Origin of the sequence: Thauera sp. WH-1 (assembly GCF_047806685.1) — a bacterium.
In the GTDB taxonomy this organism is placed as follows: Bacteria; Pseudomonadota; Gammaproteobacteria; order Burkholderiales; family Rhodocyclaceae; genus Thauera.
The window spans coordinates 1-13631 of record NZ_JBLQGP010000031.1 but is presented as its reverse complement, the minus strand read 5'-3'; the positions used below and the strand labels follow the sequence as shown (position 1 = coordinate 13631).

The 13631-nt window shown below is 67.2% G+C and carries 9 protein-coding genes; 4 read left to right on the top strand and 5 right to left on the bottom strand.

Going from position 1 to position 13631, the window contains the following annotated elements:
• Positions 1–5: 5 nt before the first annotated feature.
• The 5 genes from purE to ACMV5O_RS19585 all read right to left on the bottom strand — a co-directional run bounded on the left by purE (position 6) and on the right by ACMV5O_RS19585 (position 6555).
• Positions 6–497 (bottom strand): 5-(carboxyamino)imidazole ribonucleotide mutase, encoded by a 492-nt coding sequence (purE, locus tag ACMV5O_RS19605; RefSeq protein WP_416165035.1) that lies wholly within the window; start codon positions 495–497, stop codon positions 6–8.
• 11 nt (positions 498–508) lie between these two features.
• Positions 509–1375: a bifunctional methylenetetrahydrofolate dehydrogenase/methenyltetrahydrofolate cyclohydrolase FolD gene (gene folD, locus ACMV5O_RS19600; protein WP_416165034.1), complete on the bottom strand. Its 867-nt coding sequence runs from the start codon at positions 1373–1375 to the stop codon at positions 509–511.
• Positions 1376–1452: 77 nt separating this feature from the next.
• The gene (locus tag ACMV5O_RS19595) at positions 1453–3195 is read right to left on the bottom strand and encodes a potassium/proton antiporter (RefSeq protein ID WP_416165033.1); all 1743 of its coding nucleotides are present in this window, start codon (positions 3193–3195) and stop codon (positions 1453–1455) included.
• Between the two features lie 38 nt (positions 3196–3233).
• The gene (locus tag ACMV5O_RS19590; RefSeq protein ID WP_324543868.1) at positions 3234–3872 is read right to left on the bottom strand and encodes a response regulator transcription factor; all 639 of its coding nucleotides are present in this window, start codon (positions 3870–3872) and stop codon (positions 3234–3236) included.
• Complete coding sequence (locus ACMV5O_RS19585) at positions 3847–6555, bottom strand: PAS domain S-box protein (protein WP_416165032.1); 2709 nt, start codon at positions 6553–6555, stop codon at positions 3847–3849. The genes ACMV5O_RS19590 and ACMV5O_RS19585 overlap by 26 nt, the downstream gene beginning before the upstream one ends.
• A gap of 217 nt (positions 6556–6772) precedes the next feature.
• Here ACMV5O_RS19585 and ACMV5O_RS19580 point away from each other — a divergent pair, with 217 nt between their 5' ends.
• The 4 genes from ACMV5O_RS19580 to ACMV5O_RS19565 form a co-directional block, all read left to right on the top strand.
• Positions 6773–8038 carry an ABC transporter substrate-binding protein gene (locus ACMV5O_RS19580; protein ID WP_416165031.1) on the top strand — a complete coding sequence of 422 codons (1266 nt, stop codon included), beginning with the start codon at positions 6773–6775 and terminating at the stop codon, positions 8036–8038.
• Positions 8039–8212: 174 nt separating this feature from the next.
• A complete protein-coding gene (gene aceE, locus ACMV5O_RS19575) occupies positions 8213–10894 on the top strand; it encodes a pyruvate dehydrogenase (acetyl-transferring), homodimeric type (RefSeq protein ID WP_416165030.1) in 2682 nt (893 codons plus the stop codon).
• Positions 10895–10914: 20 nt separating this feature from the next.
• The gene (gene aceF / locus ACMV5O_RS19570) at positions 10915–12588 is read left to right on the top strand and encodes a dihydrolipoyllysine-residue acetyltransferase (protein ID WP_416165029.1); all 1674 of its coding nucleotides are present in this window, start codon (positions 10915–10917) and stop codon (positions 12586–12588) included.
• An 84-nt stretch (positions 12589–12672) separates the two neighbouring features.
• Positions 12673–13631: FAD-dependent oxidoreductase (locus tag ACMV5O_RS19565; protein WP_416165028.1), on the top strand; the 959-nt coding region annotated here is incomplete at its 3' end.

Here is a 13631-nt window from a genome sequence, read left to right as displayed (position 1 = left end):
GGCTCTCAATCCAGGGTCATGTCGAGCACCGCCTGGGTCTGGCGGGCACGAAAGTCGGCGAGCTTCTGCGCCAGCGCGGCGTCCTCGACCGCGAGCAGCGCCACCGCGAACAGGCCGGCGTTGGCCGCGCCCGCCTCGCCGATGGCGAAGGTGGCGACCGGGATGCCCTTGGGCATCTGCACGATGGAGAGCAGCGAGTCCTGCCCCGACAGCGCCTTCGACTGCACCGGCACGCCCAGCACCGGCAGCGTGGTCTTGGCCGCGACCATGCCCGGCAGGTGGGCCGCCCCGCCCGCACCGGCGATGATCGCCTTGAGCCCGCGGCCGCGCGCGGCCTCGGCGTATTCGAACATCAGGTCGGGCGTGCGGTGGGCAGAGACGACCCTGGCCTCGAAGGGCACGCCGAAGTCTTCCAGCATCCTGGCCGCGGCCTTCATCGTGGGCCAGTCGGAGTTGGAGCCCATGATGATGCCGACGACGGGTTTGGTTTCGCTCATCTCAAAGTCCCCTATTTGCCGGCGGCGCGTTCGGCGGAAATCACGGTGTTTTCCAGCAGCATGGTGATGGTCATCGGCCCCACGCCGCCCGGCACCGGGGTGATGGCGCCGGCGACTTCCCTCGCCGAGGAGAAATCGACGTCGCCGCACAGCTTGCCGGCATCCAGGCCGTCCTGCAGACGGTTGATGCCGACATCGATGACGGTGGCACCCGGCTTGATCATGTCGCCGCTGACGAAGCGCGGCTTGCCGATCGCCGCCACGAGGATGTCGGCGCGGCGGGTGTGGACGGCGAGGTCCCTCGTCCTGGAATGGCACACGGTGACGGTGGCGCCGGCATTGGTCAGCAGCATCGCCATCGGCTTGCCCACGATGTTCGAGCGCCCGATCACCACCGCCTCGGCGCCCTGCACCGGAGTTCCGGTGCTCTCAAGCATCTTCATGACGCCATGCGGCGTGCACGGGATGAAGCCCTCGCGGTTCTGCGACAAGCGGCCGACGTTCTCGGCGTGGAAACCGTCCACGTCCTTCCTGATGTCGATGGCCTCGAGCACGGCGGTCTCGTCGAGCTGCTTCGGCAGCGGCAGTTGCACCAGGATGCCGTGCACCGCGGGATCGGCGTTGAGCTCGGCGAGCTTCGCCATCACCTCTTCCTGGGTGGCGTCCTGCGGGTAGTCGAAGCGCAGCGAGCGGATGCCCGCCTTCTCGCAGGCGGCCACCTTGTTGCGCACATAGACCGCCGAGGCCGGATCGGAGCCGACCAGAATGACCGCCAGGCAGGGTTGCACACCACGCGCCCTCAGTGCTGCGGCGCGCTCTGCGATTTCGCCGCGCACGCGCGCGGAGAGCGCGTTGCCGTCGATGATGCGAGCGGTCATCGGTAGAGCCTCTAAAAAGGCCGGGATTTTACAGCATCAGCGCCCTGCCGCGGCGCCGGCACAAGCGAGTGCCGGCCTCACCGCCCCCCGCCCGGGGGCGGGCACTTGAGACCGATCGCTGTGATCAAGCCCTGATCGGTCATCTCCCGCACGGTGAGGGTGAAAGCGCCGATACGCACGCGATCGCCCACGACAGCCGCGCGGCCGAGGCGGTCGCGCAAGAGTTCGCCCACCGATCTGTTGCGCTCGTCGGCGCCGATTTCGAGCCCGTAGGCATCGGCCAGATCACTGGCCAGACAGGCGGGATCGACGACGAACTCGCCGAAGAAGCTGGCATTCGCGGACAGTTCGCCCCCGGTGCCGCCGAAGTGGCGTGCGAGCTGCTCGCCAAGCTCATCGGGCGCGACGAACCACACGGCGTCGCCCGGGATCATGCGCGTATCCAAGGTCAGCCGATGCAGATGCCCGCTGCGCACGAGCGCGACGCAGCGCACGTCGATGCCGGAAAACTCCGCCGCCACGTCATCGGGGTGCCGACCTTCGGCGCGTGACCCAGGCGCCACCTGATACTCGAGCAGATCCAACGCCGCTTCGTCGTGGACCCAGACCTCGCGCTTGTCGCGTGGCTCGTCGCGCGGCGGCACCTCGACCTTGAGCCAGCGCGCTGCCATCGGCACCGTGGCGCCCTGCACCAGCAAGGACAGCAGCACCACGGCAAAGGCGACATCGAACAGCAGCCGCGAATCGGGCACCCCCATCACCACCGGGAAGATCGCCAGCACGACCGGCACGGCGCCGCGCAGGCCCACCCAGCTCACGTAGACAAGTTCGTTGCGCTTGTAGCGGAAGGGCCACAGGCCGATCGCCACCGCCAGTGGGCGGGCCACCAGCGTCAGGAAGACGGCCATCGCCAGCGCCTCCCAGGCGTGGGTCAGCAACTCGGACGGCGTCACCAGCATGCCGAGCACGACGAACATGCCGGCCTGGGCGAGCCACGCCAGTCCGTCCATGACCCTGAGCACATGCTCGGTCGCATGACTGCGGCGGTTGCCGACCACGACGCCGGCCAGATACACGGCGAGAAAGCCGCTGCCGTCGAGCAGGTTGGTGGCGGCGAACACCAGCGTCCCGCCCGACAGGATGAGCAGCGCATACAGCCCCTCGGGCAGGCTCAGGCGCGCTATCAGGCGCGACAGCACCCACCCGCCCGCCAAACCCATGATCGCGCCAAGCCCGAGCTGGCTCAGCAGCATCCAGGCAAAACCAGCGATTGTCGTGGCCTCGGGCTGCAGCAGCAGCCCCACCAGCGCCGTGACGAGCAGGATCGCCATCGGGTCGTTGGCACCGGACTCGATCTCGAGCGTGGCCTGCACGCGCTCGTTGAGACGCACGCCACTGTTGCGCAGCAGCGCGAACACCGCCGCGGCGTCGGTCGAGCCGACGATGGCCGCGAGCAGGAAGCCGAGGCGCCAGTCCACCCCCAGCAGCCAGGTGGCGAAGATGCCGAGCAATGCCGCCGTGCCGATCACGCCCCAGGTGGCGAGCACGGCCGCCGGCTTGAGTGCAACCCTGAAGCTGCTGACCCGCGTACGCAGGCCGCCGTCGAGCAGGATGACCGACAGCGCGGCCTGCCCGATCATCGACGCAATGAAGAAATCCTCGAAGACGATGCCACCCGGCCCATCCTCGCCGGCAAGCATGCCCACGCCCAGAAAGAGCAGCAGCAGCGGCAGGCCGAGCCGCGCGGATACCGTGCTGGCCAGCACGCTGATGAAGAGCAGCAGGCCGGTGAGCAGAAATAGGGCATTGACTCCGGTCATTCGATGCGAGCGGTCCTGTGTTCTGAAGCGGGGAGGAATCAGCGCAGCGGAGGCGCTGCTTCGATCGACACGACGTGCTGCACGAGTTCGGCGAGCGAGTTCGCACCCATCTTCTCCATCACGCGGGCGCGATGGACTTCGACTGTCTTGATGCTGATCCCGAGCACGTCGGCAATCTGCTTGTTGAGCTTGCCGACGATGATGAGTTCCAGCACCTCGCGCTCGCGCTGGGTGAGGTGCTCCAGGCGACGCGCGGTGTCGGCCTCCTGCAGGCGCTTTTCGCGATTGTCGCGCTCGAGCGTCAGGCACTGCTCGATCAGGCGCAGCATGTCGCGCTCACCAAAGGGCTTCTCGATGAAGTCCACCGCGCCCTTCTTGAGGGCCGACACGGCCATCGGCACGTCACCATGACCGGTGATGAACACGACCGGCAGGCCGCAGCGACGGCGGCCGAGCTCCTCGAACAACTCGAGCCCGCTCATGCCGGGCATGCGCACGTCGAGCACGATGCATCCGGTCATGTCGGGGCGGCATTCGGCGAGGAAGGACTCGGCCGAGGCATGGGCTGCAACGCTGTAGCCGTTGGCTTCCAGCATCCACACGAGCGAATCGCGCAGGGCTTCGTCGTCATCGACGACATGAACGATCTGGTCAGGCGCTGCGGGCAATCCGCTCACTGGCTGTCTCCGTCGGCAGGGTAAACGAAAATATGGTACCGCCTTCGGGGTTCTCATCGACGATCAATCGCCCGTCGTGGAACTCCACGATCGAGCGACAGATGTTCAGGCCCATGCCCATGCCCTCGGACTTGGTGGTGTAGAAGGGCGTGAACAGGCGCCGCCTGCCCTCCTCGCTGATGCCGTGGCCGCGGTCGATCACTGCCACCTCGACCGCATCCGCGCCGAAGCGGCGCACGCGCACGACCAGCACCCGCTGGGCGGGCAGCGTATCGATCATGGCATCGAGCCCGTTGCGGATGAGGTTGAGCAGCACCTGTTCGATCATGATGCGGTCGGCGTACACCGCGGGCAGGTCCGCCTCGATCTCGGTCTGGATGCGAATGCCGGTGCGGCGGGCATCGATGTCGGCGAAGCCGATGGCATCGTCGAGCACCTCGACGATGCTGACCGCGCTGCGCCGTGGCTCGCTCTTCTTCACGAACTCACGCACGCGGCGGATGATCTTGCCGGCGCGCTCGGCCTGGAAGCTCGCCTTCTGCATCGCGGCCAGGATGTCCTCGGTCCTGGCGTTGCCCGACTGCAGGCGGGTGACCGAGCCGGCGCAGTAGTTGGCGATCGCGGCCAGCGGCTGGTTGAGTTCGTGCGCCAGGGTGGAGGCCATCTCGCCCATGGTGATCAGGCGCGCGGTGCGTTGCAAGCGCTCTTCCTGCTGGCGTGCCACCTCGGCGGTCTGCTTGCGGTCGGTGATGTCGGTGGCGATGCCCATGCGCACCACGCGCCCGTCCACCCAGCGCGTGGCCTGTTCGCGCACGTGGTACCAGCGTCCGGACAGCGGATGCTGTAGCTCGCCGTCGAAGAGCTCGCGCGGCAGGTCGGCCGGCGACAGATTGCGCGGGTCGACACGGTAGTCGCCGCGCTCGGGCTGCGGCACGGCAACCCCACGCACCGTGCGCCCGACGGCATCGAAGCCGTGGATGCGCTTGAACGAGAAGTTGGCGAACAGGATCTCGTCGGTCCGCGCGTCGGCCACGAACACCGCGGCGTCGAGCCCGTCGAGCACGGCCTCGAAGCGCTCGTGCGCGGCTTCGAGCGCCGCGCGCACGCGCTTGGGCTCGGTGATGTCGGTGATCGAGGCCATCCAGCCGGTCTGGCGGCCGGTGAGGTCGATCAGCGGCGACAGGTAGAAGCGCGCGTCGAAGCGTTCGCCGTTCTTGCGCTGGATGCGCATCTCGAAGCCGCTCTTGGGCGCCTGGCCGGCGAGCGTCATGGCCAGGTTGCGCTCACACACCGCGCGCTGCTCGGGCGGCCAATAGGGAAACGGCGCTGCGGTGCCGACCAGTTCGCTCTCGTCGAAGCCGACCATGCGGCAGAAGGCCGAGTTCACGTAGATGATGCGTCCGGTGAGGTCGATCGCGCGCAGGCCGGTGATGACCGAATCCTCCATCGCCTTGCGGAAGGCCGACTCCGCACGCAGGGCATCCTCGGCCGCCTTGCGCCCGGTGATGTCGTGAGCCACGGCATACACCAGCCCCTCGTCGCGCACCGGATTGATGCTCCAGGCCAGCCACTTGTAGCTGCCATCGGCGCAGCGGCAGCGATTCTCGAACTTGACCGGCTCGCCGCCGGCCAGCTGGCGCAGCACCTCGAGCGTCGCGGCGACGTCTTCCGAGTGGACGAAGTCGATCATGAGCTGCCCTGGCAAACCCGCCGGCGCATGCCCGAGGATGCGCTCGAAGGCCGGATTGCAGCGCCGGAAGCGACCGTCGAGATCGACCACGCACAGCATGTCGAGCGACAGGTTGAACAGGCGGTCGCGCTCCTTCTCGACCTTGACGCGATGCTGCACATGGCGCCGCAGCGTCCACAGCGTCCACATCACGATCAGCGACAAGCCCAGGATGATTGCCGTGGGCAGGGCCTTTGCGAAGCTGCCACCCGGACGGAAGGCCATTGCCTGCAGCACCATGCCGTTACCCGGCGGCTCGAGGGCAAGCTCCAGCGCCAGATAGCGGTCCACCTGCGGCAGGGCAGAACTGAGCGCGAGCACGCTGCGCTCGCCATCGAGAATGGCGAGGCGGTATTTCTCGGCGAACCAGTCGGGCACCAGGCGGCTGATCATGCGCTCGGCCGAATAGACCGCCACGATCACACCAAAGAACTCGCCCTGCCGCTGCACCGGTACGAAGACCTCGATCACGGCTTCGCCGCGCGCATTGCGGTGCGGCTGCCCATAGGTGAGGCGCGAGGACAGTGCGCTGCGCTGGAAGCCCTGCACCTGCTCGCCCAGCAAGGTCTCGCCGGCCAGCCAGTCGAGCGCGTCGAAGGGCGCGGTCCAGCGCACCGTCTGGTCGCGCCCGACCCAGGCCAGGTTGGTCAGTGCGCCATTGACGGCCAGATGCTCGTTGGCCTGCAACTGGAAGCTGTCGTGATCCAGGGTGTCGGCCGCCAGGTCGCGCGCGAGCTGGGTGAGGAACTCCTCGGTGCCCAGCATCGCGCGCCTCATCGCCTGCTCCGTCCATTGCAGGTCGCGCGCGAGCGCGCCGCGCTCGACTTCCGACTCGCGCTGCTGCAACAGCCAGACGAGCGCCAGCATCGCGAGCGCGAACAGCGACACGGCGACATAGGGAAGCGCCCAGTACCAGCGCGGCGGGTTGGTCTGGGCGTTTGCGGGCGACTGCATGGAGCGCTTGGGGACAGGCCGAGGGGGCGGACGCCCCTAACTCCAGCCTCGAGCAGTGAATCGGATCCAGATTCTTGTCCATCGCGCCCCAATTCGGCATTCGGTTTAACCCTTACCGGTACGACTCGCATGGCATGCGAGCGCAGCCTGCCGGCGGCTGGCCTGTCCGGGTTTTCGCCAATACTTGCACCACCACTGCAATGCCTACAGTGAATCCATGAGCTCGCTGACTGCGCTGCTTCGGCGCGCCCTCCTCGCCCCGCTGCTGCTCCTTCCACTGATGTTGGTCACGCCCGGGCACGGCAGGGCTGCGGACGAGTCGCTGAGCCTGAGCAGAACCAGCCCTGGCGAGCGCGAACCGCTGCGCATCGGCGTATCGGGCCCCTTCTCCGGTCCGTCTGCGCCGATGGGTCTGTCCATGCGCACCGGCATCCGCATCGCGGCCGCCGAGATCAATGCAACCGGTGGCGTGCTGGGGCGGCGGCTGCAACTGATCGAACACGACGACGAGGCGAGCAACGAGCTGGGCGCGCGCATCGTGCGCGACTTCATCCACCGCGACCGCATCGTTGCCGGACTGGGCATCGTCAACACCGGTGTCGCGCTCGCCAGCCAGCGTCACTACCAGCTCGCGCGCATTCCGGTGATCACCTCGGTCGCCACCGGCTCGCTGCTCACGCGCCAGTTCCAGCCCCCTGAGTTCCCCGACAACTACGTGTTTCGCGTGTCCGCCAACGACACCTTGCAGGCGCAGGTGATCGTCGATGAGGCGGTCGGCCGCCGCGGCCTGACACGCCTGGCGATCCTGCATGACGCGACCAACTATGGCGTGCTCGGCAGTGAGGACCTGATCGAGGCCCTGCGCCAGCGGGGCCTGCAGCCGGTCGTGGTGGAGCGCTTCCAGCTGCGACAGACCGACATGAGCATCCACCTCAAGCGCGCTCGCAAAGCACGGGCCGAGGCCGTGCTCACCTACGGCATCGGCCCCGAACTCGCCCACATCGCCAACGGCCTCGCCCGCATGGGCTGGGAGGTTCCCATCATCGGTAGCTGGACGCTGGCCATGTCGAACTTCATCGAGATCGCGGGCCGCAACGCCGAAGGCGCCCGCATGGCGCAGACCTTCATCCAGGAGGCACGCACGCCCAGGCAGCGCGCCTTTCTCGCGGCCTGGGAGGCTGAGACCGGCCAAGCGCGCATACCCGTCCCGCCTGCGGCGGCGCAGGGCTACGACTCGATGCTGCTGCTCGCCGCCGCCATCCGGCAGGCCGGCAGTGCTGAAGGCGCACGGATCCGCGAAGCACTCGAGGATCTGCGCGAGCCGGTTGAAGGCGTGATCATGACCTACCACCGACCCTATTCACGCGACAACCACGAGACCCTGCACTCGCCGGCGCAGATCCACCTTGGGGAGGTGCGCGGTGGGCGGGTAGTGTTTGCCAATGAGACCGCGCCTGCCACAACCCAGCCTCGCAGACACTGAGGAGCACAATGACAACACGCGCGGTTTGAGAAAAAAATATTGCACATAGCGAAATTGCGTTTTATATTTCGCAACGCTGGCCGTGCGGCAATCGGCATGGTCTCGCTCGCAACCAAACATCGTCCTGCCCCACCGGGCAGGGATCGCCAACCGAACGTCATGAGGAGACAAACCATGACCGGAAACAGCAACCTTCTCCCGCACACCGACACGGACCCGCAGGAAACGAAGGAATGGCTGGAGTCGCTTGCCGCCGTCGTCGAACACGAAGGTCCCGCGCGTGCGCACTACCTGATCGAGACCCTGATCGCCACCGCGCGCCAGGAAGGGGTGAACATTCCTTACTCGGCCACCACCGAGTACATCAACACCATTCCCGCCGAGCAGCAACCGCCCTACCCGGGCGATCCGGACATGGAGATCAAGCTGCACTCCTACATCCGCTGGAACGCGATGGCGATGGTGGTGCGCGCGAACAAGAACACCAACGTCGGCGGCCACATCGCCTCCTTCGCCTCGGCCGCCGCGCTCTACGACGTCGGCTTCTCGCACTTCTGGCATGCGCCGTCCGACGCCCACGACGGCGACATGATCTACTTCCAGGGCCACTCTGTCCCGGGTGTCTACGCACGCGCCTTCATGCTCGGCCGCCTGACGGAAGAGCAGATGGACAACTTCCGCCAGGAAGTCGGCGGCAAGGGCATCTCGTCCTACCCGCACCCCTGGCTGATGCCGGACTTCTGGCAATTCCCCACCGTGTCGATGGGCCTGGGCCCGCTGTGCGCGATCTACCAGGCGCGCTTCATGAAGTACATGGCCAGCCGCGGCATGATCGACGCCGCCCGCGCCGAGCAGCGCAAGGTGTGGGCCTTCCTCGGTGACGGCGAGACCGACGAGGTCGAATCGCTGGGTGCGATCGGCATGGCCGCGCGCGAGAAGCTCGACAACCTCGTGTTCGTCATCAACTGCAACCTGCAGCGCCTCGATGGCCCGGTGCGCGGCAACGGCAAGATCATCCAGGAACTCGAATCCGGCTTCCGCGGTGCGGGCTGGAACGTCATCAAGGTGATCTGGGGCACGAACTGGGATGCGCTCTTCGCGCGCGACAAGAAGGGTCTGCTCAAGCAGCGCATGATGGAACTGTGCGACGGCGAGTACCAGACCTTCAAGGCCAAGGACGGCGCCTACGTGCGCGAGCACTTCTTCAACACGCCCGAACTGCGCGCACTGGTGGCCGACTGGACCGACGACCAGGTGTGGGAGCTCAACCGCGGCGGCCACGACCTGTTCAAGATCTTTGCCGCCTACAAGGCCGCCGCCGAGCACAAGGGCCAGCCCACACTGATCCTGGCCAAAACCATCAAGGGCTTCGGCATGGGCCAGGCCGGCGAGGCCATGAACATCAGCCACCAGCAGAAGAAGATGGACGTCGAGGCCATCCGCCGCTTCCGTGACCGCTTCGGCCTGCCGGTACCCGACGACAAGCTCGAGGAGCTGCCCTACCTGAAGTTCGAGGAAGGCTCGCCCGAGCACAAGTACATGATGCAGCGCCGCATGGACCTGGGCGGCTTCCTGCCGCAGCGCCGCACCAAGGCCGAGCCGTTGGCCGTGCCCGCGCTCGACGCGTTTGCCGCGCTGCTCAAAGCCTCGGGCGAAGGCCGCGAGCTGTCGACCACGATGGCCATCGTGCGCATCATGAACACCTTGCTCAAGGACAAGCAGATCGGCCGCCACATCGTGCCGATCGTGCCCGACGAGAGCCGCACCTTCGGCATGGAAGGCATGTTCCGCCAGTACGGCATCTGGAACCAGGAAGGCCAGAAGTACGTGCCCGAAGACCATGACCAGCTCATGTTCTACAAGGAGAGCAAGACCGGCCAGGTGCTGCAGGAAGGCATCAACGAGGCTGGCGCGATGGCCGACTGGATCGCCGCCGGCACCGCCTACAGCGTGCATGGCGTGCAGATGGTGCCCTTCTACATCTTCTATTCGATGTTCGGCCTGCAGCGCACGATGGACCTGTGCTGGGCGGCGGCGGACCAGCGCACCCGCGGCTTCATGATCGGCGGCACGGCCGGGCGCACCACGCTCAACGGCGAAGGCCTGCAGCACGAGGACGGCCACAGCCTGCTGATGGCCAACATGATCCCCAACTGCATCAGCTACGACCCGACCTTCCAGTACGAGGTCGCGGTGATCGTGCAGGACGGCATGCGCCGGATGTTCGCCGAGCAGGAGGACATCTACTACTACATCACGGTGATGAACGAGAACTACGAACATCCCGAGATGCCCGCCGGCGCCGAGGCCGACATCCTCAAGGGCCTGTACCTGTTCCGCCAGGGCGCCGAGGCCAAAGCCCCGCGCGTGCAGCTGATGGGCTCGGGCACGATCTTCCGCGAGGTGATCGCCGCCGCCGAGCTGCTCAAGGCCGACTGGGGCGTCGAGGCCGACATCTGGGGCGCGCCCAGCTTCAACGAGCTGGCCCGCAACGGCCACGACGTCGAGCGCTGGAACCTGCTGCACCCGATGGAAGAGCCGAAGAAGACCCACGTGCAGCAGAAGCTCGCCGGCTTCGAAGGCCCGATCGTCGCTGCCACCGACTACATCCGCATGTTCCCCGAGCAGATCCGCTCGCAGCTCGACCGCAGCTTCGTCACGCTGGGCACTGACGGTTTCGGCCGCTCGGACACCCGCGAACAACTGCGCCACTTCTTCGAGGTGGATCGCCACTGGGTGACGCTGGCCGCGCTGAAGGCGCTGGCCGATGACGGCGTGATCGGCCGCGACAAGGTCGCCGCGGCGATGGTCAAGTACCAGCTCGATCCGTCCAAGCCGAACCCGATGTCGGTCTGAGCGCGCAAGGAGACAAGAACATGAGCCAACTCATTGAAGTGAAAGTGCCCGACATCGGCGACTTTGACGCTGTGCCGGTGATCGAGCTGTTCGTGAAGGTGGGCGACACGATCGCCGTCGATGACGCGATCGCGACGCTGGAATCCGACAAGGCGACGATGGACGTGCCCTCGTCGCACGCCGGCGTGGTCAAGGAAGTGCTGATCGCTGTCGGCGACAAGGTGGCCGAAGGCACGGTGCTGATCAAGGTCGAGGCCGCCGGCGCCGCGGCGAGCGCGCCCGCCGCCGCCCCTGCGCCGGCACCGGCCGCTGCGCCAGCCCCTGCGCCCACTGCCGCGCCGGCGGTTGCCGCCGCCCCGGCCGCGGCCGGCGGCGTAGTCGAGGTCAAGGTCCCCGACATCGGCGACTTCGACGCCGTACCGGTGATCGAGCTGTTCGTGAAGGTCGGCGACACGATCAAGGTCGACGACGCCATCGCCACGCTCGAATCCGACAAGGCGACGATGGACGTGCCCTCGTCGCACGCCGGCGTGGTCAAGGAAGTGCTGGTCGCGGTTGGCGACAAGGTCGGCGAAGGCAGCGTGCTGCTCAAGCTCGAGACGGCCGGTGGCGCGGTTGCTGCCGTGCCTGCCAGCCCGGCTGCCACGGCCCCGGCGCCCGCCGCGCCCTCGCCCGCCCCGCTGGCCGACGGCGGCCCCGCGGCCAGCGCGCCGGCAGCGATGCCGCTGGCGTCGGCCGCCGCGCCGTCCGCGGTCAAGGTCGGCGGCAAGGTGCACGCCAGCCCCTCGGTGCGCGCCTTCGCCCGCGAGCTCGGTGTCGATCTCGGCCAGGTCAAGGCCAACGGCCCGAAGGGCCGCATCCTCAAGGAAGACGTCGCCGCCTTCATCAAGAGCGCGATGACGACCGGGGTGGTTCCGGGCAAGACCCCGGCTGCAGCCGCAGGTGCATCGCTGGGTGGCGGGCTGGATCTGCTGCCGTGGCCGAAGGTCGACTTCGCCAAGTTCGGCGAGGTCGAAGTCAAGCCTTTGAGCCGCATCAAGAAGATCTCCGGCCAGAACCTTGCCCGCAACTGGGTGATGATCCCGGCGGTGACCTACCACGAGGACGCCGACATCACCGACCTGGAAGCCTTCCGGGTGCAGATGAACAAGGAGTACGAGAAGTCGGGCAAGAAGCTCACCATGCTCGCATTCATCATCAAGGCCTCGGTGCGCGCGCTGCAGGAGTTCCCCGAGTTCAACACCAGCCTCGACGGCGACAATCTGGTCTACAAGAAGTACTTCAACATCGCATTCGCGGCCGATACCCCCAATGGCCTGGTCGTGCCGGTGGTGAAGGACGCCGACAAGAAGAGCGTGTTCGACATCGCCGCCGAAACCGGTGCGCTGGCCAAGAAGGCGCGCGACGGCAAGCTCGGCCCGGCCGACATGTCGGGGGCGTGCTTCACGATCAGCTCGCTGGGCGGCATCGGCGGCACCTACTTCGCGCCCATCGTCAATGCGCCCGAAGTCGCCATCCTCGGTGTGAACAAGTCGGTGATGAAGCCGGTGTGGGACGGCAAGCAATTCGTGCCGCGCCTGACCCTGCCGATGTCGCTGACGGCGGATCACCGAGTCATCGACGGCGCGCTGGCCACCCGCTTCAACGTGTACCTCGCGCAACTGCTGGCGGACTTCCGCCGCGTGATGCTCTGACACGGTGAGGAGTGCGGGGTCGGGGGCGCAAGCCCTTGGCCCCGCGCCCTTCCTCTTCCGGAAACTCCTCACGAGGTGATGAAGATGAGTCAAGTAATTGAAGTGAAAGTCCCGGACATCGGCGATTTCGATTCGGTGCCGGTGATCGAGCTGTTCGTCAAGGTCGGCGACAGCATCCAGGTGGACGATGCGATCTGCACGCTCGAGTCCGACAAGGCCACCATGGACGTGCCGTCCTCGGCCGCCGGCGTGGTCAAGGAGGTGCTGGTCGCCGTCGGTGACAAGGTCGCCGAGGGCACGGTGCTGCTCAAGGTCGAATCAATGACGGCCTCGGCAGCGACCTCGGCCGGCGCCGGCGCGGCGCCAGCGGCACCCGCCGCAGCCCCGGTCGCCGCGCCTGCCGCCGCCGCGCATAGCGGCACGGCGGACGCCGAATACGACATGGTCGTGCTCGGTGCCGGCCCCGGTGGCTACTCGGCGGCCTTCCGTGCCGCCGACCTCGGCCTCAAGACCGCGATCGTCGAACGCTACGCCAGCCTCGGCGGCGTGTGCCTGAACGTCGGCTGCATCCCGTCAAAGGCGCTGCTGCATGTGGCCGCGGTGATCGAGGAAGCCGAGCATGTCGACAAGGCCGGCATCGTGTTTGCCAAGCCGACCGTAGACGTCGATGCGCTCAGAAAGCACAAGGACGGCGTGATCGGCAAGCTCACCGGCGGGCTCGCCGGCATGGCCAAGGCGCGCAAGGTCGACGTCATCCGCGGCTACGGCAGCTTCCTCGACCCGCATCATCTGGAAGTCGAGGAGACCACCGGCAGCGCCCAGGACAAGACCGGCGCCAAGAAGGTGGTGAAGTTCAAGCACTGCATCATCGCCGCCGGTTCGGCCGCGGTGCACCTGCCCTTCATTCCGCGCGACCCACGCATCGTCGACTCGACCGGCGCGCTCGAGCTGCGCCAGGTGCCGCAAAAGATGCTGGTGATCGGCGGCGGCATCATCGGCCTGGAGATGGCCACGGTGTACTCCACGCTGGGTGCGCGCATCGA